A 20885-nucleotide genomic window follows, 5' to 3' on the forward strand; every position below is an offset into this window, starting at 1 on the left:
TAATCTCTCGCTGCCGGTTCAGTGTCCATCGCGCTTTGCGTTGGCTTGTTCTCGGTCAGTGGAGGCGCATTATAGGGAGTCAGAAAAATCTGGCAAGTGTTTTTTGAAAAATAATTTCCAACTGATTATCTTTTATACTTCACGGGCGTTTTTTCACCCAAAAACACCTTTTCTCACTATATTCGCATAAAAAAGGCGACCATTCGGTCGCCTTTTTCCTTACCTTTAAATGATTTCCTTTAGCTGACTTATTGTTTTGCTACGATTTCATCATTTTCAACATCCAAAGTAATTGGTTTACCCGGAATTAATTTGCCTGACAGTATTTCTTGTGCCAGTGGGTTTTCAATCTCTTGCTGAATCGCACGTTTTAACGGACGAGCACCAAAGATTGGATCGAAACCAGCTTCACCAATTTTTTCTAGTGCAGCTGCCGTTGCTGTTACTTCATAACCGTGTTCTTCCAAACGTTTATATAAACGAGCTAATTGAATATTCGCAATATTCGTAATTTGCTCTTTACCTAATGGATGGAATACAACAACTTCATCAATACGGTTAATAAACTCAGGTCTAAAGTTATGGGCAACAACTTCCATCACCATATCTTTCATTTCTGAGTAACCGATCATACCAAAACGTTCTTGGATAAGGTCGGAACCTAAGTTTGAAGTCATGATGATCACCGTATTACGGAAATCTACCGTTCTACCTTGACCATCGGTCAGACGACCATCGTCTAACACTTGCAGCAAAATGTTAAATACATCAGGGTGCGCTTTTTCAACTTCATCCAGCAGGATCACTGAATATGGGCGGCGTCTTACGGCTTCAGTTAAATAACCACCTTCTTCATATCCCACATATCCTGGAGGAGCACCGACTAAACGAGATACAGAGTGTTTCTCCATAAACTCGGACATATCGATACGAACCATGGCGTCGTCACTATCAAACATAAAGTTTGCCAATGCTTTACATAATTCGGTTTTACCCACCCCAGTTGGACCTAAGAACATAAATGAGCCAATTGGACGGTTTGGATCCGATAACCCAGCACGGCTACGACGAATCGCATTCGACACAGCAACAACGGCTTCATCTTGTCCAATAACACGTTGATGTAACTGTTGCTCCATCCGTAACAATTTTTCTCTTTCACTTTCAAGCATTCTTGAAACTGGAATACCAGTCCAACGCGCTAAGATTTCTGCGATTTCCACATCTGTGACTTTGTTACGTAAAAGCTTCATGCTTTTACCTTCTGCTTTCGTCGCGGCTTCAAGCTGTTTTTCCAATTCAGGAATACGCCCATACTGCAACTCAGACATTTTCGCTAAATCACCATTACGACGCGCTTTTTCCATCTCAATACGCGTATTTTCTAATTCAGCTTTAATGTGCTGAGTTCCCGTTAGCGAGGCTTTTTCAGCTTTCCACTCTTCTTCTAACGCAGAATATTCACGTTCTTTTTCCGCCAGCTCTTCTTCTAGCATTTCTAGGCGTTTCTTACTGGCATCGTCAGACTCTTTTTTCAATGCCTGTTGTTCCAGTTTTAATTGGATAATACGTCTTTCTAATCTATCTAAAGATTCTGGTTTTGAATCCATCTGCATACGTAAGCTTGCACCAGCTTCATCAATTAAGTCGATGGCTTTATCTGGCAGCATACGGTCAGTAATATAACGGTGCGATAATGTCGCCGCAGCAACAATCGCAGGGTCTGTAATTTGCACATGATGGTGCAATTCATAACGCTCTTTTAAGCCACGTAAAATAGCAATGGTGTCTTCTACTGATGGCTCTGCAACATACACTTTTTGGAAACGACGTTCTAACGCAGGGTCTTTCTCTATATATTGACGATATTCGTCAAGCGTTGTTGCCCCTACACAGTGCAGCTCACCACGAGCCAAAGCAGGTTTTAACATGTTACCTGCATCCATTGCTCCGTCAGCTTTACCTGCGCCAACCATGGTATGCAATTCATCAATAAACAGAATGACATTACCTTCTTGTTTCGCAAGGTCATTCAATACACCTTTCAAACGCTCTTCAAATTCACCACGATATTTCGCCCCTGCAATTAGAGCGCCCATATCCAGTGATAAAACACGTTTGTTTTTCAGTCCTTCAGGAACTTCACCATTGACAATACGTTGTGCTAAACCTTCAACAATCGCCGTTTTACCCACACCTGGTTCACCGATTAAGACTGGGTTATTTTTAGTACGGCGTTGCAACACTTGAATAGTACGACGAATTTCTTCATCACGACCAATTACAGGGTCTAACTTACCTTGTTCTGCACGTTCAGTTAAATCAACGGTATATTTTTTCAAAGCTTGGCGCTGGTCTTCAGCGCTTTGGTCATTCACTTTTTCGCCACCACGCATCTGTTCTATTGCCTTTTTCAAATTGTCTTTATTGACACCCGCCGCTTTTAACATATCAGCGAGCGTTGTATTGGCTTCTAAAGCTGCGAGCAGAAATAATTCTGAGGAGATAAAGTCATCTCCGTGCTTTTGTGCCAATTGGTCACATAAGTTCAAATGACGCATTAAGTCACTTGATGGTTGTACATCCCCAGCGACACCTTGCACTTGAGGGAGTCGAGCCAATGCATCTTCAATTTTGTTTTGGAACGCAATTGCGTTCACGCCGAGCGTCGTCAATAACGGACGCACTGTACCACTTTCTTGATTAAACAAAGCACTGAGTAAATGAATTGGTTCAATAAACTGATTTTCGCGCCCAAGGGCTAATGACTGGGCGTCAGCGAGAGCTTGCTGGAATTTATTCGTTAAACGGTCCAGACGCATAACACCTCCAATAGAATAAGATTAAACTTGCTACTGGAGATAAGATGCGGTCTATTTTTTTATATTCAAGTTTTAGGTGGGATTATTTCTTCAATATCTTTTAATTTGGAATATTATTCCGATAACTAGTTATTTATCCATATAAGGGATGCCATTCTTCCTGTTTTACCCTCTCGTCGATAGGAAAAAAATCTGTTTTCATCACTTACTGTACAAAATTCTCCGCCATAAACCGCAGAAACCCCCGCTTTCAATAGTTTTTTACGGGCGAGTAAATAGATATTTGCGAGAAATTTATCATTCAGAGATACAAATGCTTCAGCTAAATCCGCTGATTGGCTAACAAATGCCTGTTTAACCTCAGCACCAACTTCAAATTTATCAGGACCAATCGCGGGTCCCATCCATGCGATAATATCACTAGGTTGCGCATTAAATTGTGCAAGTGTGTTTTCCAGTACGCCATTGCACAGACCTCGCCACCCCGCATGGGCAGCCGCAACTTCCTGCCCATCACGACTACAAAACAATACGGGTAAGCAGTCTGCGGTCATAATCGCGCACACTTGACCTACTTGGTTGGTATATACAGCATCAGCCTGACGATTTTTAATCTGATTCCCAGTTAAATGTAGAACATGGGTACCATGTACTTGCTCAAGCCACACAGGTTGTTGTGGCAATTGAGCAAGCTCTTCGAGACGATGGCGATTTTCCCTGACTGCCTCAGGCAAATCCTCAACATGATCACCTAAATTTAAGCTATCAAAAGGTGGATGGCTCACTCCACCAATACGCGTTGTACTGCATGTTGAAACATTTTTAGGTTGCGGCCATTCAGGGAAAATCAAAGTATTCATTACCAGTCCATATCGTCTTTGTGAAGTTCAGTGTCAGCTTTCAGCGCCTCGATTAACTCCACCATATCATCCGGCAATGGCGCATGCCATTCCATTTGAATGCCTGTGATTGGGTGATATAAACGTAACATCGTTGCGTGCAGCGCTTGTCTATCAAACTTACGCATAACTTCAAGGAACTCCTCCGTTGCCCCTTTTAATGGGCGAGGACGTCCGCCATACAATTGATCACCAATTAATGGATGATTAATATGTGCCATATGAACACGGATTTGGTGAGTTCGTCCCGTTTCTAAACGTAGGCGTAAACGTGTATGCGCACGGAAATGTTCCATGACACGGTAATGTGTGACAGCAGGTTTTCCCATTGGATGCACTGCCATATGCGTTCTTTTGGTTGGATGGCGAGAAATAGGCTCTTCAACCATACCGCCTGCAGTCATACGTCCTACCGCTACAGCTTCGTATTCACGCGTAATTTCACGACGTTGTAGAGCTTCCACTAAGTGAGTTTGTGCTGGCACTGTTTTTGCGACAACCATTAAGCCAGTGGTGTCTTTATCTAAACGGTGAACAATCCCCGCTCGTGGGACATCCGCAATTTCAGGATAGCGATATAATAATGCGTTTAAGATCGTCCCATCTGGATTGCCAGCACCAGGATGAACAACTAAATCACGCGGTTTATTAATAATTAGGATATCTTCATCTTCATAAACAACATCAAGTGGAATATCTTGAGGTTCCCAACGGGTATCTTCTTCAATCAGGGCATCGATGGAAATTTGTTCACCACCTAAAACTTTTTCTTTTGCCTTATTGATAACTTTGCCGTTAACCTGCACTCTATCGTCTAAAATCCATTCTTTTATTCGAGAACGTGAATAATCAGGGAACAATTCAGCCAAAGCTTGATCTAAACGTTGACCAAGCTGTGATTCAGCGATAGTTGCACTTAATTGTACTTGTTGAGCCATAAATTAATCTACTTTTTGGTGTTTGTGTTTTGACGGCGCTGCCGTTTCATTTAAAATGTATGCTATTGTAACTCGAATTTTGCCGGGAGCCTTACGGATAGACTCCCTCGATACAGTCAGAGGATAACCAACACGTGATGAGACGTATGAAATATCTGGTGGCAGCTGCCACGTTGAGCCTGGCTCTCGCCGGATGCTCCAGCAATAACGAAGTCAGCCCCGATAGTTCCCCAGCTGAGATTTATAGTACGGGTCAGCAAAAATTACAGGACGGTAACTATAACGCGGCAATTAAACAGTTTGAAGCGTTGGATAACCGCTACCCGTTTGGTCCATATGCGCAGCAAGTACAGTTAGACCTGATTTATGCTTATTATAAATCAGCTGAGCTACCAATGGCGATAGCTTCAATTGACCGTTTCATGCGTTTAAATCCAACTCATCCCAATATTGACTACGTTCTTTACATGCGTGGCTTAACGGCAATGGCGTTAGATGACAGCATGTTACAAGGTTTCTTTGGTATCGATCGCTCTGACCGTGATCCACAGCATGCATTAGTTGCATTCAAAGATTTAAGCCAGCTAGTTCGTTATTATCCGAATAGCCCATATTCCAACGATGCGAGTAAGCGTTTAGTCTACTTAAAAGATCGTCTGGCAAAATTTGATCTCTCTGTCGTTGAATATTACAACAAACGTGGTGCTTATGTCGCGGTTGTTAATCGTGTCCAACAAATGTTGAGAGACTATCCAGACACAGAGGCTACGCGTCAAGCATTAACATATATGGAAATCGCGTATAAAGAGATGGGCTTAGATAAAGAAGCCAACAAAGTCGGTAGCATCATTGCTGCCAACCAATAAATTATTTTCTAACGTGATGTTTTAAGATAAAAACGGCAGCTTCGGCTGCTGTTTTTTTGGATATCTCAGACGAGATTTTAAAGGACATTAAGCGGATACTTTTCAATATTTTCTTTTAACATTCATAACCTAAAATTTTACCCAAAAAAAGTACCGGCTATTTACCGTGTCGATAGCCAACTTTTCCAGTTTCCCTCAATATCGTTACTTTGGCAATCCTTTTACCCCCCTTTTTTAGCCAAAATCACACTTCACGTGGGTGCCTCACCTTCCATAATTTAAGTGTGATCTAAATCATTTTTTTATTCTTAGATATCGGTATTCTGAATTCATCAAAGACGGAAACAATGAGAGGTAACTATATGATTGTTAACATTACTAGCAAACAAATGGACATCACACCCGCAATTCGTGAACACATTGAAAGCCGTCTAGCAAAACTCGATAAATGGCAAGTTACCTTGATTAGTCCTCACGTGGTGCTGTCAAAAGAACCTCAAGGTTTTATGGTTGATGCCAACATAAAAACCGCTACCGGACAGTTGGTAGCAAGCTCTAAACATGAAGACATGTACGTTGCAATAAATGAACTTATCAACAAACTCGAAAGACAGTTAAATAAAGTGCAACATAAAGGAGAATCAAGAAGGGCAACAAATAGTGTAAAAGAAGCGAATCTAGAGACGTTGTAATCAGTTACGTTTAAGTAGTTACGTTATATTTTTATATTATCAATCCACTTATCTTGAAACCTTCCAAACGCGCTCATCATGGGCGCGTTTTTACGTTATGCACTGTTTTTTGTTGACTTCTCGCTCACTATCATGTCTATTTGAATAACTTCAATTGTAAGGATTTACCATGAAACTAAATGCTGTTTTCTTTTTCTTCTTTAGCCACTCACATTAAGGGGCTTTTGTCGTTCGAGAAAAAAAAGAAGACAATATTTTAAAGCCTCCTACCTAGGGGGCTTTTTTATTCACTGATGTTTGATAGGGTCGCAGAATGGAAAATAGCACTAATTTACTGAAAGTACGTGAGAAAATTAGCCAGTTAGACAGTGAACTCCTTGGGCTTCTTGCGAAACGTCGAGGCTATGCAATTGAAGTCGCGGAAACCAAAATTGATGATAACCGCCCAATTCGTGATAAAGAACGCGAACGCCAATTACTCGATGTATTAATTAATAAAGGTAAACCGCTTGGTCTTGATGGGTTTTATATCACCCGTTTATTTCAGATGATCATTGAAGATTCAGTTCTTACCCAGCAAGCTATTCTTCAGAAACATTTAAATCTGACACCAAGTGATACTGCTCGATTTGCATTTTTAGGTCCTAAAGGCTCTTATTCTCATGTTGCCGCTCGCCAATATTCTGCACGCCATTTTGATCAGCTCGTTGAATGTAGCTGTCATAAATTCCAAGATATTTTTTCACTGGTTGAAAGCGGTCAAGCAGATTACGGTATTTTACCGATCGAAAATACGAGCTCTGGTGCAATCAATGATGTTTATGATTTACTGCAAAATACATCACTCTCAATTGTCGGTGAAATCCGTTTACCTATTAACCATTGCCTACTAACCATAACGGGTAGCGATCTAAGTCAGATTGAAACGGTATACAGTCACCCTCAACCATTCCAGCAATGTAGCCAATATTTATCTCAGTTCCCTCATTGGAAAATTGAATATTGCGATAGCACATCCACTGCAATGCAAAAAGTCGCGGAACATAACTCTCCAAATGTTGCCGCACTAGGAAGTGAAGCGGGCGGCGCATTATATGGCTTAAATGTGTTAGAACATAATTTAGCGAATCAGCAGATTAATATGACGCGCTTTATTGTTGTAGCCCCCCGAGCAATTGAAGTCACGGAGCAAGTTCCAGCAAAAACCACGCTGTTAATTACAACGGGGCAGCAAGCAGGCGCATTAGTCGATGCTTTAATTATTTTGAAAAATAATAAAATAGTGATGAGTAAATTAGAATCACGCCCAATTAATGGTAAACCTTGGGAAGAGATGTTTTATGTGGATGTGCACGCCAACTTACGTTCAGATAATATGCAACAAGCATTAAAAGAACTGGCTGAAATCACCCGTTCTATTAAAATTCTTGGCTGTTATCCGTCAGAAAATATCGTTCCAGTAGAACCCGAAAAAGTGACATCATAATATTTGCTATAGAAATAACACAGGCAACTAACCTGTGTTATTTTTTAATTATGTTCGCTATTAATTATGATTTTTGTGTCACTGCACTAATTTTAAAGTAATTAACTAATTCTTGTAGATGGTAGGCTTGCTCGTTTAGTGAGTCTGCCGCTACCACCGACTCCTCCACTAATCCTGCATTTTGTTGGGTAGTTAAATCTAACTGTCCTACTGCGCTGTTAATTTGTGAAATTCCATCACTTTGTTCACGGCTAGCTTGCCCAATCTCACGAAGTAACGCATTCATTTCATCCACACTCGCGACCATACCATGGATCTGCTGGCTAGCTTGCTCAACTAATTCCATTCCCTCTTGGGTTTGTGAAAACGAGTTCTCGATTAACGAACGAATATCACTGGCTGATGCTGCGCTTTTCTGTGCGAGTAGTCTGACTTCCCCTGCAACCACTGCAAAGCCTCGACCATGTTCCCCAGCCCTTGCTGCCTCAACTGAAGCATTTAACGCTAAGATATTAGTCTGGAATGCAATGGAATCAATAAGATTGATGATGTCGGTCATTTTCTGAGATGAGCCATTAATTGCGCGCATTTTATCCGTCAGTTGAATCATCATCTGTCCATTGTTTTTGACTGTCACAGCCGTGTTATCAGCCAACATGGTTGCTTCATGTGTATGCTCAGTCGTGTTTTGCACCGTTGAAGTTATCTGCTCCATCGAACTTGCTGTTTGTTCAACAGAGGCTGCTTGCTCTTCTGTTCGAGCAGCTAAATTCTGGTTACCTGCGACAATTTGCCCTGCTGCTGCAGAAATACTTTCAGAGCTATTTTGAACCTCTTGAACTATGTCAAGCAGGTGCCCCTTCATTTCATCAAGCGACTCCAATAAGATTCCTGTTTCATCTTTAGATTCTGCTTGAATAATTTTAGTCAAATCTCCACTCGCAATTGATTTAGAGAAATCAACGGCTTGCTCTAAAGGTCGAGTAATAATACGCGTGATATACCACCCCATAATGCAGCCAACAATGATGCTAATAATCGATAGAAATGCCAATAAAACACGGTTTGCTTTGTAGTCATCTTCAACTTGATAACCCGTTTCTTGCATTAGCATATTTTGGATAGCAATGAGGTTTTGAACTTGTTCACGATACTCTCTCTGAATAGCCGACGTTTTTGTCATCATGACTTCAATCGCAGCTTGTCGATTATTTTGATTCATCAAGTTCATCATCTCTTGTTGAGAATTGATGAATTTTCCCCTTACCTCATGAATATTATCAAGCACTTCACGAGAGCGGCTATCCGTGATATTTCTATCCAATTCATCCAATAAGTCAGAAATATTTTGGCTGATTTTAACTAACTCATCCTTACGCTTATCACTCCCTCGATCATCCAATAAAATCAATTCTTGCATAGCAATATAAGTATAAAAGTTATCCATCACGGCATTGGCATTAGCTGTAATAGGATAACTTTTGAAGATAACATTCTGAATACGGTCATTTGCACGATTCATATTCACTAATGAAAATAGAGAGCTTAAAACGATTAACGCAATGAAAACGCCAAACGCAATTGTTAACTTAAGACTAATTTTGAGGTTTTTAAAAGACATCGGTTTACCACACTTATCATCATTTAATGATTAGTGTTATCGGTCGATGATGGGGGATCTTTATTAGATAAATCGTTTAATTTATAAATATCGATATTATAAATTGATTAATTGTCATTTAAGCAAAAGATCCCACCATATCTTACCGATAGATTTCTCAAAATTTGGGATAACACACGGGAGTAAGTACAATTACTTATTTTAAATAAAAATAAGTCATAAAAATGTCATTCGCACTTTTCGCATAAGAACCGCTACACCCCATAAGCTACAGGGTAATAGCGGTAAAGATTACTTACGGTTATCGTTCGCCCGTTGTAATAGAGATTGGCTTTCTTTCATAAAATGATGCGCATCTTCACCAAACCATTGGCTGACTTGTTCGAACTGTCGAATAAATTCGGCTTTATCTTTACGCTCTAACATTTCAATAGATTGCCCCAACAGTTGATAGTAACGGCGGATCAACTCTACATTTTCATCCGAAGACATAATGATATCAGCATACAACTGTGGATCTTGTGCAAATAAGCGTCCAACCATCGCTAATTCAAGGCGGTAAATTGGAGAAGATAAATCTAATAGTTGCTGTAAATCAACCTGCTCCTTAGCTAAATTTTGTCCATACGTAAATGTTGTAAAGTGTCGCAGCGCTTGAATGAAGCTCATATTACGATCATGCTCTTCGGGCTTAATCGCTTTTAAGCGTGCCCCCCAAACTTGCAGCTGCTCCAGTAACCATTGATACGATTTAGCATCTCGCCCATCACAGTAAGCAAAAACTTGCTTAGCAACGCTACCAATATCAGGACCAAACATCGGGTGCAGCCCAAGGACAGGTCCTTGATGCACGGCTAACATTGCTTCTAAGGGCTTTTGCTTCACCGAAGCGATATCCACTAAAATTGTATCGGAATCCAGCTTTGGCAACCGTCTGATCACATCGACTGTAAGGTGAATGGGCACACTGACCATCACCACACTCGCACCAGAAACAATGTCGGTCGCATTATCCCAGTCCTGCTCACCTAATAATTTGACCTGATATCCTGATAGGGAAAGGAGACGATGAAATAGCCGCCCCATTTTCCCCTCCCCGCCCACAATAACAATCGGACCAGCCGCAGGGTTTAACGTTTTAAAACCTTTATCATTTTCCCGCGCATAAGATTCACGCATAATCCGTCGAAGAACGTCTTCGATCAAATCAGGCGGAATCCCCATTCGCTCCGCTTCAGCGCGACGAGCTGCCAACATACTGGATTCACGCTCAGGGACATAGATAGGTAACCCATGTTGACTTTTGACTTCACCAACTTCAGCGACGAGCTGAAGTCGTTTCGCTAACAAATCTAATAATGACTTATCAACTTCATCAATCTGTTCCCGTAAGTGGGATAATTCAGCAGACATACCAATACCTTGCTCAGCTCACTTTGCTTAATTTTTGCCCGCGCTGCTCTAGCATTGGTGTTAATGCTTGATGTAATTTACGCAACACAGACTCAGTTTCTTCCCAGTTAATGCAAGCATCCGTCACTGAAACACCGTATTTCATGTTTTCACGTGGCTGTTCTGATGACTGGTTACCCTCATTAATATGGCTTTCAAGCATAATACCTGTAATTGATTCATTACCATTAATAATTTGCTCGATAATTGAATCAACAACCAGTGGCTGGCGGCGGAAATCTTTATTCGAGTTACCATGGCTACAATCCACCATTAATGATGGCTCAAGCCCTGCTTTTTTCATTTCGGCTTCACATGCTGCAATGCTTTGTTCATCGTAATTTGGTGCCTTTCCGCCACGCAAGATCACATGACCATTTTTATTTCCGCTGGTATGAAGTAAACAAACTTGACCTGACTGGTTAATTCCCATAAAACGATGTGGCATCGCAGCTGCTTTTAACGCATTGATTGCAGTGGATAAACTTCCGTCAGTCCCATTTTTAAAACCAACTGGCATTGATAAACCTGACGCCATTTCACGGTGAGTTTGAGATTCTGTTGTTCTTGCCCCGATAGCAGACCAGCTGAATAAATCACCTAAGTATTGTGGATTATTGGGATCTAAAGCTTCTGTCGCCAGTGGTAGCCCCATGTTAACTAAGCTCGTTAGCAGGTCACGTGCAATATGCAGACCTTTTTCCATTTCAAAACTACCATCCATGAATGGATCGCTAATTAAGCCTTTCCAACCTACCGTTGTACGAGGTTTTTCAAAATACACACGCATCACAATATATAAGCTATCACTTAATTCAGCAGCAAGTTTCTGTAAACGCTCACCATATTCAATGGCAGCATCCACATCATGGATTGAGCAAGGACCACATACCACGAGTAAACGCGGGTCACGCTGATGAATAATATCAGCAATCACTTTACGCGATGTCGCAATGGCATGCAGATTGCTGTGACTCAACGGGTATTTTTGTTTCAGACTCTCAGGAGTAATTAGAACCTGTTCGTCTTGAATATTCACATTATTGAGTACATCTTTTTGCATGATCATTTAATTACCTACTTAGCTTATTATTTATAGATGGTGTTATTTATCGATCTTGTGTTTGGTGCGTGAGAGATAACATATCATGCATCGTAAAGAATTCAATCCAAAACCGTAAAATAATTCAATTATACGTACACAAAAAGTTACACCAATACATTTCATTGAATTTAAATAATATTATTTAAAATTCGGAGAAAAATATCATATTCAAAAGCAAAGCATGAATAAAATAAGTAAACATAAGTTTACATAATGGAATTAATTGAACGATATATACTAAATAGTTCGAGTTGTCGCTAGCCGGCAAGAGAATGAGTCGCTAAGAGCATACAGGGTATGTGATTAGTGCGAATGAACGTAGCCAACACCGCGAGAGCTTGAAATATGACGAATATAAAAAAGGCCCGCAAATATGCGGGCCTCAATTATAACTTTCGGATGTAGCGAAAGCGTATTACTTGGCGTTCAGACGCTCTTTGATACGAGCTGCCTTACCAGAACGCTCACGCAGGTAGTACAGTTTAGCTCTGCGAACAGCACCACGACGTTTAACAGCAATGCTATCTACGACTGGAGAGTGAGTTTGGAATACACGCTCAACACCTTCGCCGTTAGAAATTTTACGAACAGTGAATGCAGAGTGCAGACCGCGGTTACGAATAGCGATAACCACGCCCTCAAATGCCTGCAGACGTTTTTTAGAGCCTTCTACGACCCATACCTTAACTTCCACGGAGTCACCCGGACGGAATGAAGGTACATCCTGCTTCATCTGCTCTTGTTCAAGTTGTTTAATAATGTTGCTCATAATAACTCTCTTACCCTAGGTAAACTGATATGTTTAGACAATTAATTGTCTGGATTCACTGGTTGCTCAGCTTGATATTCCCGTTGGAATTCAGCTAACAACATCCTCTGCTCGTCAGTCAGAGCTAGGCTTTCTAGAAGCTCAGGTCTTCTAAGCCAGGTACGACCGAGTGACTGCTTCATGCGCCAGCTATCGATCTTGGCATGGTTTCCTGAAAGTAAGATATCAGGAACTTGCATACCATCTAACACCTCTGGTCGGGTATAGTGAGGACAATCTAACAAGCCATCTGCAAAAGAATCTTCTTGAGCCGAAGCTTGATGACCGAGTACTCCAGGGATAAACCGAGAGACTGAGTCTATCAACACCATAGCGGGGAGTTCCCCACCACTGAGAACGTAATCACCGATTGACCATTCTTCGTCAATTTCGGTTTGAATGATTCGCTCATCAATACCTTCATAACGACCACAAACAAGAATTAACTTCTCATTTGTTGCCAGTTCACAAACTCCGTCTTGACCAAGTTTGCGACCTTGAGGCGAAAGATAAATCACTTTCGCACCATCACCGGCCTCAGCTTTAGCTGCGTGGATTGCATCTTTTAACGGTTGCACCATCATCAGCATGCCTGGACCACCACCGTAGGGGCGATCATCAACAGTTTTGTGTCTATCGTGAGTAAAATCTCGCGGATTCCAACACTCAACGGTTAGCAGGCTATTCTTCACTGCCCGACCAGTTACCCCGTACTCGGTTATTGCGCGGAACATGTCGGGAAACAGGCTAATTACCCCAATCCACATGATTTATCCCACTCATTAAAACCGGTAAACCGGAGATTTAAAAACCAGGATCCCACTCCACTTCAATAATTTTAGTGGAGAGATCGACTTTCTTGATAACCTGCCCATCAAGAAACGGAACCAACCGCTCCTTGATGCCAAATGCATCTTTTAAATTTGCCTTAATCACTAGAACGTCATTCGATCCAGTTTCCATCATATCAATAACGGTACCAAGGTCATAACCCTCTGACGTCACTACGTGGCAACCCATTAGGTCTTTCCAGTAATATTCGTCGTTATCCAAATCAGGAAGTTGGGTTGAATCAACCGCAATTTCAAAATTAGTTAACAGGGCAGCTGCATCGCGGTCTTCGACCCCTTTGAGCTTGACGATGATATCTTTGTTATGATGTTTCCAATCTTCTATTTCAATGTGTTGCCATTGACCAGAGCGTTGGATAAACCAAGGTTGATAATCAAAAATACTTTCAGCATGTTCGGTGGAGGAAAAAACTTTGAGCCAACCACGAATACCGTATGCCGCGCCTAATTTTCCCAATACGATTGGGTTTGAAGGAGGCACTAGTTTAGTTTGCTTGCTCATTGTTACCACCGTGACAGATTAAGCTACTTTTTTAGCTTGTTTGACCAGTTGTGCAACACGGTCAGAAATAGTTGCGCCTAAGCCAACCCAATGCTCGATACGGTCCAGGTCTAAACGCAGTTCTTCTGCTTGACCAGCAGCGATCGGGTTGAAGAAACCGATACGCTCAATGAAACGACCGTCACGCGCATTGCGGCTATCGGTTACAACGATTTGGTAGAACGGACGTTTTTTAGCGCCGCCACGAGATAAACGAATTGTTACCATAACATCCTCATTAGTTAACAAAACAACCAGACTCCATCGAGGGATAGAGTCCGGCTGTCATATAAAAAGCCCGAAAAGTTTACTTACTTTGACGCAAAAATCAATCAAAAGTGTACTTTTGTTTCAGGCTTTATTGCTTAACGCCCCGGAAATCCCGGAGGCATCATACCTTTCATACCGCGCATCATCTTGGCGAGACCGCCTTTTTTCATCTTTTTCATCATGCGCTGCATATCATCAAACTGTTTTAAAAGCTTATTCACTTCTTGTACGGTAGTGCCTGAACCCGCAGCAATACGACGTTTACGTGACCCTTTGATGATCTCTGGTTTTTCCCGCTCTTTACGCGTCATCGATTGGATCATAGCTTCCATACGGATAGTAATTTTATCATCCATTTGGGATTTAACGGCATCAGGTAACTGGGACATCCCTGGCATCTTACTCAGCATGCTGGTCATTCCGCCCATATTACGCATCTGTTTTAGCTGATTTAAGAAGTCATTGAGATCAAAGGTATCCCCTGTTTTTAACTTCTTAGCTAATTTTTCAGCTTCATCGCGGTCAACTTTGTGTTCGATCTCTTCAATCAGAGATAACACATCACCCATACCTAAAATACGTGAAGCTACACGCTCTGGATGGAATGGTTCAAGGGCATCAGTTTTCTCACCAACCCCTAAGAATTTGATTGGCTTACCAGTAATTGCACGGATAGACAACGCGGCACCACCACGGGCATCACCATCAACTTTGGTTAATACAATCCCTGTTAATGGTAGCGCTTCGTTAAATGCTTTCGCTGTATTTGCCGCATCTTGACCTGTCATGGCATCAACCACAAACAGTGTTTCAACTGGATTAATAATGCGATGAACTTCTTGGATCTCTTCCATCATCGCTTCATCGACGTGTAAGCGACCCGCTGTATCCACTAACAGCACATCATAAAACTGTAATTGTGCGTGTTTTAATGCTTTTTGGACAATTGCAGCTGGCTTTTCTTGTACTTCAGAGGGGAAGAAATCAACCCCAACCGCTTCGGCTAATGTTTCTAATTGCTTGATCGCCGCAGGACGATATACGTCGGCGGAAACCACTAAGACTTTTTTCTTCTGTTTTTCTTTTAACAGCTTACCCAGTTTTGCAACGCTGGTTGTTTTACCCGCACCTTGTAAACCCGCCATCAACACCACAGCAGGAGGCTGAGCAGATAAATTCAGCTGATGATTTTCTTCACCCATTGCACGGGTCAGTTCATTTTGTACAATCTTAATGAACTCTTGGCCTGGGGTTAGGCTTTTATTAACGTCTTGACCAACAGCGCTTTCTTTAACTTTTTGAATAAATTCACGGACGACTGGCAGAGCAACGTCGGCTTCCAGTAATGCCATGCGAACTTCGCGTAATGTATCTTTAATATTGTCATCAGTCAGACGTCCACGCCCGCTGATATTGCGCAAAGTGCGCGATAGTCTGTCAGTTAAGTTATCAAACATGTGTCTTAGCTCAATTCTGTTATGGGCCTATATGTAGCCTTATTTGGTTACTCGCGCGCTGTATTTCAAGGGCAAACTCAAGATAGCCACGGCACAATTCAACGCTGATGTTGGTCGCCGATTGTATCACACTTGATGGGGTTTCGCTGCTTCGTTTAATTAGCCTAAATGAGCGATTAGTAAAGAATATACAGCGATACATCATACCTATTAGTTGGAGCCTACACTTGCACGAGTTATACTAGTCAATATCTATCCACTCAAAATGAATAACGACACTATACTATGCCCGTATTTGCAGTCATAGCAGTTTGTACATACATGGTCAGCCTGCTTCTGATCGTCCCAGCACAAGTGCGTAAGCAAGCGCTTTATCGTCGATTGGCTATTTTATTAGCTATCGTAGCGATGGTCACTCACGCAATCACCTTGAAATTACAAATTTTTAGTGAGGCTAGCGGGCAAAATCTCACGCTCCTAAATTTAGGATCATCCGTCAGTTTATTAATGTGTTTGATTATGACGGTGGTTTCATATTTAGGAAGGGCTTGGTACTTAACCCCAATTGTGTATAGTTTCGCAATTATTAACCTAATTTTATCCACCATTATGCCTGGTGAGTTTATTACTCATTTAGAAGCAAGTACGCCATTATTTGTGCATATTGGATTAGCTTTATTAAGTTATGCAACGCTACTGATTGCTGCGTTATATGCTTTTCAAGTGGCGATTATCGACTATCAGCTTAAAAATAAAATTTTAAAATTCAGCCCTGATATGCCTCCCATGATGGTGATTGAACGCAAAATGTTTCATGTCACACAAGTAGGCGTCATTTTACTAACGCTAACATTGTGTACTGGCTTCATTTATATGGATAATATCTTTGATAAAGAGAATATTCATAAATCTGTACTCTCTGTCATTGCTTGGTTTGTTTATGTCATTTTACTGTGGGGGCATTTCCATGGTGGATGGAGAGGCAAGCGCGTTTTATTTTTCCATGTTGGCGGTTCACTGATCCTTACCTTAGCGTTTTTTGGCAATCGTCTAATCCAGCAATTAACTATGGTATAAACACCATTTAGTCTTACACGACCGTTATAAGGAACCTTGTTTTGGATGAAGTATCTACTGGTACTCTAATCATCATACTGATTGTTTTAATTTTTTTATCTGCTTATTTTTCGGCTTCAGAAACCAGTATGATGACGTTGAACCGTTATCGGTTAAAACATTTAGCGAAACAAGGTAATCGCTCCGCTGTTCGTGTTGAGAAACTCCTACGCCACCCTGACCGTCTACTCGGCTTAGTTCTCATTGGCAATAATCTCATCAACATTGTCGCTTCCGCTCTCGCAACCATTATTGGAATGCGTCTATATGGAAATATGGGGGTAGCTATCGCAACAGGTATTCTCACCTTCGTCATTTTACTGTTTGCAGAAGTGGTGCCAAAAACGATTGCAGCCCTTTACCCTGAACGAATTGCCTTCCCTAGCAGTTTTATTCTTACACCACTGCAAAAAATCATGTTACCTGTTGTATGGGCATTTAATACTATTTCGACCCTATTTATGCGCTGCTGTGGGATAAAAGTCTCCGCAACTCGCAATGATGCGGTTAATAAGGAAGAGTTACGCACTATCGTTCATGAGTCCAAGAATAAGCTCAGTCGACGCAATCAGGACATGTTAATTTCGATTCTCGATTTAGATAAAGTCACCGTCGGCGATATCATGCTGCCACGAAATGAAATTGTGGGAATTGATATAAATGATGACTGGAAGTCTATCGTGAGGCAGCTCACCCACTCCCCTCATGGGCGCATTGTGCTATATCGTGATTCGCTTGACGATTCGATCGGTATTTTACGCGTACGAGAAGCTTACCGTCTAATGGTTGAAAAGCGCGAATTCAACAAGCAAAACTTAATTAAAGCCGCGGATAGCATCTATTTCATTCCCAATAGTACTCCCCTGAATGTTCAGTTAATCAACTTTCAACATAAAAAAGAAAAGCTAGGGATCATTGTCGATGAGTATGGTGAAATTCAAGGCTTAATCACCGTAGAAGATATTTTGGAGGAGATTGTGGGTGACTTTACAACATCCATGTCACCTTCACTTGCTGAAGAGGTTATGCCACAAAGTGACGGCAGTGTCCTTGTGGACGGCTCCGCCAACATCCGAGACCTAAACAAAGCTTTCGACTGGAACCTTCCTGTAGAGGGTCCTAGAACGGTTAACGGTATGGTTCTGGAAGTATTGGGAGATGTACCTCAACCAGAGGAACAAATTGTTATCGGGCGTTATGTTATCGAAGTCTTAGCTGTCAGCGATAATATTATTAAACAAGTAAAAATCACACCTCTTGGCTTTAACTCACAAGTCCCTGAGTTTTAAGTTCTACATAAAAAGCCTTAAAACCACGAACAATTATTCGATGATTTTAAGGCTTTTTCAAACATTGTTTCTTTGAATAACTAAACGTGAAGCTGAGCTAACTTCTCTTCAGGAAGAGCGAGTTCATCATTTTTATTAACTTGAATATCTTTCGCAATGATATTTCGAGCAATTTGCTGAGCTTCTTCAAGTGAGTGCATCGTATACGTTCCACATTGATATACGTTAAGTTCAGGGATCTTATTTTGATCCTGAACATTGAGCACATCTTGCATAGCCGCCTTCCATGCTTTCGCTACACGCAGTTCATCTGGCTGACCAATCAAGCTCATGTAGAAACCTGTACGGCATCCCATTGGTGAAATGTCGATAATTTCCACGCCATTTCCATTAAGGTGGTCACGCATAAATCCAGCAAAAAGGTGCTCTAAGGTATGCGTTCCTTTTTCTGTCATTGCTTCTTTATTTGGGACTGTAAAACGTAAATCAAACACAGTGATAGCGTCCCCATGAGGCGTTTTCATCGTTTTTGCTACGCGAACAGCAGGAGCAGCCATACGCGTGTGATCCACAGTAAAACTGTCTAATAACGGCATTTCATGACCTCCATAAAAATAAAAAAATAATTTTGAAAAAAATGAAACTAATCCAAAAATGCAGAGTCTTACTATGTGAAAGACGCGCAAATTGTTATCATCCCTAATTCTCTAAGAGATTTTTATTTGGCCACCTTGTTGTGGCCATTTCTTTTAGCGTCCTGCGTGAATCCGAAGATACTCTTCAAAGCTTTCGCTTTTGTCCTGCTCCATCAATTTCTGTTTTTCAATGGAAGCCAAACGAGCTTGTTCAAATTGCTCTTCAGTGATCACTTCATAAGGCTCGTTAATTAATTGCTGATAATATTTCTCAGCTAACTCCAGCCCATAACCACCAATACCCTTTTCTAACATTTCGTCCATCACTAGGGCTGAGTAAGTCAGGTTTGGATCTTCAAACATAGCGACAAACTGATAGCATACATCTTTATATTTCGCATCACAGCAGGTGTCTAAGACTTCCGCAACACGGATCAAATCTTTGAATAGTGTTTGTCCAACTTCGACTAGAGGCTTGAGCTCACTACCACAACCAAAACCGATTACCTGCCCTGGTTTACGTCCTTCGAGGATAACGCGGTTCCAATTCTTACGGCAGCAATCTAACTCCTGAACGTTCATTTCAGGGGCATCAGCAAGCACGCACCAAATCAGGAATAAGTCTACAAAGCGAGCTTGAGTCTCATTAACACCGATAGGGCTAAATGGATTGATATCGAGAGAACGAACTTCAATATATTCGATACCACCACGCAATAGCGCATCTGAAGGTGATTCATTGCCCAGAGGCACTCGCTTAGGACGAATTGGTGCATACAATTCGTTCTCGATTTGCAGCACATTAGTGTTCAGCTGAACATATTTACCGTCTTTTTTTATGCCCAGCTTTTCAAACTCAGCAGAAGGCTTGTGGATGGCTTTCTTCAGATTTTCCACATATTCATCAAGGTGGTTAAATGTAATATTTAAATCACTCTGAGATTTATTGGTGTACCCCAAATCACTCATTCTCAATGACGTTGCATAAGGCAGGTAGTAGGTACCACACTCAGTTTTGCTGAAGTCTAATGAGGTCTCTCTATTTTTCAAGAAAGAACCGCAAATAGCAGGAGAAGCACCAAATAAGTATGGGATCACCCAACCAAAGCGATAATAATTTCTGATCAGCCGTAAATAACCTTCAGATATTTTTTCTTTACCACTTTCAGCGTCTTCAATCCCTGCCCATGCCTTCCAAAACTCAATGGGGAATGAGAAGTTATAGTGTACGCCAGCGATGGTTTGCATTAATGCACCATAGCGATTTTTTAAACCTTCACGATATAAGGTTTTGAACTGCCCTACATTAGAGGTGCCATACTGCGCCAGTGTGATTTTATCTTCACTCGCAATAAAGCAAGGCATACTGAGTGGCCACATTCTTTCATCGTGCAGATGGCGCGCCGTATAGCGATGCAGATCCCGCAGAAAAGCCAAATTATGGCTAATACTTTTATCTACAGGTGTAATAAATTCGAGTAAGGATTCCGCAAAATCTGTGGTGATCCATTTATGGGTGAGTGCTTTCCCCAGCTCATTTGGATGCAATGTCTCGGCTAACGCTCCTTGAGGTGACACACGTAATGTTTCACGCTCAATACCACGTTGAATACCATTGAGAATTTCCGGGTGCGCCTCTAACCATGAGAGCGCTTTTGATACGTCCGGGATCAAATCGACCTCCCGCCTGTGATTTAGTTTTATTTTAATAAGGCGATTACTTTAGCTTAAATCACATAAATTGTCGCTGTCTAGATGTGTGGTTTACCAAGAAGAGAAAATAGAAAAACAGAAGGAAATTGGGTTATACGCCAATTTTTAGGCAAAAAAAAAACTCCTCTAATTGAGGAGTTTCTTAATGATGGTGCATCCGGGAGGATTCGAACCTCCGACCGCTCGGTTCGTAGCCGAGTACTCTATCCAGCTGAGCTACGGATGCAAAATTTGTCGATTATCAATCGATGCTGTCGAAACACAGCAGTAATTTGGATTTCAAAATTGATGAAAGGATTGTTGATACATTACAGAAGTGTTTAA

The 20885-nt window shown here is 41.4% G+C and carries 18 protein-coding genes, 1 tRNA gene and 1 other annotated feature; of the genes, 5 read left to right on the plus strand and 14 right to left on the minus strand.

Annotated features, from left to right (window positions below):
• Positions 1-248: 248 nt before the first annotated feature.
• The 3 genes from clpB to rluD form a co-directional block, all read right to left on the minus strand.
• The gene (gene clpB / locus PROVALCAL_RS18590; RefSeq protein WP_006660900.1) at positions 249-2822 is read right to left on the minus strand and encodes an ATP-dependent chaperone ClpB; all 2574 of its coding nucleotides are present in this window, start codon (positions 2820-2822) and stop codon (positions 249-251) included.
• A gap of 125 nt (positions 2823-2947) precedes the next feature.
• A complete protein-coding gene (yfiH, locus tag PROVALCAL_RS18595; RefSeq protein ID WP_006660901.1) occupies positions 2948-3682 on the minus strand; it encodes a purine nucleoside phosphorylase YfiH in 735 nt (244 codons plus the stop codon).
• Positions 3682-4659: a 23S rRNA pseudouridine(1911/1915/1917) synthase RluD gene (gene rluD, locus PROVALCAL_RS18600; protein ID WP_006660902.1), complete on the minus strand. Its 978-nt coding sequence runs from the start codon at positions 4657-4659 to the stop codon at positions 3682-3684. Before rluD ends, yfiH begins: the two co-directional genes overlap by 1 nt.
• A 137-nt stretch (positions 4660-4796) precedes the next feature.
• Between rluD and bamD the strand changes: the two genes are divergently transcribed.
• From bamD to pheA, 3 genes are all read left to right on the plus strand, one after another.
• On the plus strand, positions 4797-5525 hold the full coding sequence (bamD, locus tag PROVALCAL_RS18605; RefSeq protein WP_039862472.1) for an outer membrane protein assembly factor BamD: 729 nt from the start codon (positions 4797-4799) through the stop codon (positions 5523-5525).
• A gap of 362 nt (positions 5526-5887) precedes the next feature.
• Entirely contained in the window at positions 5888-6217 is a 330-nt protein-coding gene (gene raiA / locus PROVALCAL_RS18610; RefSeq protein ID WP_006662611.1) for a ribosome-associated translation inhibitor RaiA, read from the plus strand.
• A 168-nt stretch (positions 6218-6385) separates the two neighbouring features.
• Positions 6386-6505, plus strand: a sequence feature (Phe leader region).
• Positions 6506-6530: 25 nt separating this feature from the next.
• Entirely contained in the window at positions 6531-7703 is a 1173-nt protein-coding gene (gene pheA, locus PROVALCAL_RS18615; protein ID WP_006660905.1) for a bifunctional chorismate mutase/prephenate dehydratase, read from the plus strand.
• 64 nt (positions 7704-7767) lie between these two features.
• On the opposite strand, the gene PROVALCAL_RS18620 is transcribed toward pheA, so the two are convergent.
• From PROVALCAL_RS18620 to ffh, 8 genes are all read right to left on the minus strand, one after another.
• Entirely contained in the window at positions 7768-9324 is a 1557-nt protein-coding gene (locus PROVALCAL_RS18620; protein WP_006660906.1) for a methyl-accepting chemotaxis protein, read from the minus strand.
• 291 nt (positions 9325-9615) lie between these two features.
• Positions 9616-10737, minus strand: coding sequence for a bifunctional chorismate mutase/prephenate dehydrogenase (tyrA, locus tag PROVALCAL_RS18625; RefSeq protein WP_006660907.1), 1122 nt, complete (start codon positions 10735-10737; stop codon positions 9616-9618).
• 13 nt (positions 10738-10750) lie between these two features.
• Entirely contained in the window at positions 10751-11845 is a 1095-nt protein-coding gene (locus tag PROVALCAL_RS18630; protein WP_006660908.1) for a 3-deoxy-7-phosphoheptulonate synthase, read from the minus strand.
• Positions 11846-12296: 451 nt separating this feature from the next.
• The gene (gene rplS, locus PROVALCAL_RS18635; RefSeq protein ID WP_006660909.1) at positions 12297-12650 is read right to left on the minus strand and encodes a 50S ribosomal protein L19; all 354 of its coding nucleotides are present in this window, start codon (positions 12648-12650) and stop codon (positions 12297-12299) included.
• A gap of 41 nt (positions 12651-12691) precedes the next feature.
• The gene (gene trmD, locus PROVALCAL_RS18640; RefSeq protein ID WP_006660910.1) at positions 12692-13456 is read right to left on the minus strand and encodes a tRNA (guanosine(37)-N1)-methyltransferase TrmD; all 765 of its coding nucleotides are present in this window, start codon (positions 13454-13456) and stop codon (positions 12692-12694) included.
• 37 nt (positions 13457-13493) lie between these two features.
• Positions 13494-14042: a ribosome maturation factor RimM gene (gene rimM / locus PROVALCAL_RS18645; RefSeq protein WP_006660911.1), complete on the minus strand. Its 549-nt coding sequence runs from the start codon at positions 14040-14042 to the stop codon at positions 13494-13496.
• 18 nt (positions 14043-14060) lie between these two features.
• Positions 14061-14309, minus strand: coding sequence for a 30S ribosomal protein S16 (gene rpsP / locus PROVALCAL_RS18650; RefSeq protein WP_006660912.1), 249 nt, complete (start codon positions 14307-14309; stop codon positions 14061-14063).
• A 137-nt stretch (positions 14310-14446) separates the two neighbouring features.
• Positions 14447-15808, minus strand: coding sequence for a signal recognition particle protein (gene ffh, locus PROVALCAL_RS18655; protein WP_006660913.1), 1362 nt, complete (start codon positions 15806-15808; stop codon positions 14447-14449).
• Positions 15809-16093: 285 nt separating this feature from the next.
• Here ffh and PROVALCAL_RS18660 point away from each other — a divergent pair, with 285 nt between their 5' ends.
• Both PROVALCAL_RS18660 and PROVALCAL_RS18665 read left to right on the plus strand, forming a co-directional pair.
• The gene (locus tag PROVALCAL_RS18660; RefSeq protein ID WP_006660914.1) at positions 16094-16885 is read left to right on the plus strand and encodes a cytochrome C assembly family protein; all 792 of its coding nucleotides are present in this window, start codon (positions 16094-16096) and stop codon (positions 16883-16885) included.
• A 41-nt stretch (positions 16886-16926) separates the two neighbouring features.
• Positions 16927-18213, plus strand: a complete 1287-nt coding sequence (locus PROVALCAL_RS18665) for a CNNM domain-containing protein (protein ID WP_006662616.1) — start codon at positions 16927-16929, stop codon at positions 18211-18213.
• Positions 18214-18293: 80 nt separating this feature from the next.
• On the opposite strand, the gene luxS is transcribed toward PROVALCAL_RS18665, so the two are convergent.
• The 3 genes from luxS to PROVALCAL_RS18680 all read right to left on the minus strand — a co-directional run bounded on the left by luxS (position 18294) and on the right by PROVALCAL_RS18680 (position 20787).
• Positions 18294-18809 carry an S-ribosylhomocysteine lyase gene (gene luxS, locus PROVALCAL_RS18670; RefSeq protein WP_006660916.1) on the minus strand — a complete coding sequence of 172 codons (516 nt, stop codon included), beginning with the start codon at positions 18807-18809 and terminating at the stop codon, positions 18294-18296.
• Between the two features lie 153 nt (positions 18810-18962).
• A complete protein-coding gene (gene gshA / locus PROVALCAL_RS18675; protein ID WP_006660917.1) occupies positions 18963-20522 on the minus strand; it encodes a glutamate--cysteine ligase in 1560 nt (519 codons plus the stop codon).
• Positions 20523-20710: 188 nt separating this feature from the next.
• Positions 20711-20787, minus strand: a tRNA-Arg gene (locus tag PROVALCAL_RS18680).
• Positions 20788-20885: the final 98 nt, after the last annotated feature.

Source organism: Providencia alcalifaciens DSM 30120, from assembly GCF_000173415.1.
Lineage (GTDB): Bacteria > Pseudomonadota > Gammaproteobacteria > Enterobacterales > Enterobacteriaceae > Providencia > Providencia alcalifaciens.

Bases quoted from the DNA above. Each gene is read 5' to 3' on its own strand.
- PROVALCAL_RS18660 (WP_006660914.1), top strand. From the start codon at position 16,094: ATGCCCGTATTTGCAGTCATAGCAGTTTGTACATACATGGTCAGCCTG.
- tyrA (WP_006660907.1), bottom strand. From the start codon at position 10,737: ATGTCTGCTGAATTATCCCACTTACGGGAACAGATTGATGAAGTTGAT.
- rplS (WP_006660909.1), bottom strand. From the start codon at position 12,650: ATGAGCAACATTATTAAACAACTTGAACAAGAGCAGATGAAGCAGGAT.
- PROVALCAL_RS18620 (WP_006660906.1), bottom strand. From the start codon at position 9,324: ATGTCTTTTAAAAACCTCAAAATTAGTCTTAAGTTAACAATTGCGTTT.
- ffh (WP_006660913.1), bottom strand. From the start codon at position 15,808: ATGTTTGATAACTTAACTGACAGACTATCGCGCACTTTGCGCAATATC.
- raiA (WP_006662611.1), top strand. From the start codon at position 5,888: ATGATTGTTAACATTACTAGCAAACAAATGGACATCACACCCGCAATT.
- trmD (WP_006660910.1), bottom strand. From the start codon at position 13,456: ATGTGGATTGGGGTAATTAGCCTGTTTCCCGACATGTTCCGCGCAATA.
- yfiH (WP_006660901.1), bottom strand. From the start codon at position 3,682: ATGAATACTTTGATTTTCCCTGAATGGCCGCAACCTAAAAATGTTTCA.
- rluD (WP_006660902.1), bottom strand. From the start codon at position 4,659: ATGGCTCAACAAGTACAATTAAGTGCAACTATCGCTGAATCACAGCTT.
- luxS (WP_006660916.1), bottom strand. From the start codon at position 18,809: ATGCCGTTATTAGACAGTTTTACTGTGGATCACACGCGTATGGCTGCT.
- pheA (WP_006660905.1), top strand. From the start codon at position 6,531: ATGGAAAATAGCACTAATTTACTGAAAGTACGTGAGAAAATTAGCCAG.
- rpsP (WP_006660912.1), bottom strand. From the start codon at position 14,309: ATGGTAACAATTCGTTTATCTCGTGGCGGCGCTAAAAAACGTCCGTTC.
- clpB (WP_006660900.1), bottom strand. From the start codon at position 2,822: ATGCGTCTGGACCGTTTAACGAATAAATTCCAGCAAGCTCTCGCTGAC.
- rimM (WP_006660911.1), bottom strand. From the start codon at position 14,042: ATGAGCAAGCAAACTAAACTAGTGCCTCCTTCAAACCCAATCGTATTG.
- bamD (WP_039862472.1), top strand. From the start codon at position 4,797: ATGAGACGTATGAAATATCTGGTGGCAGCTGCCACGTTGAGCCTGGCT.
- PROVALCAL_RS18630 (WP_006660908.1), bottom strand. From the start codon at position 11,845: ATGATCATGCAAAAAGATGTACTCAATAATGTGAATATTCAAGACGAA.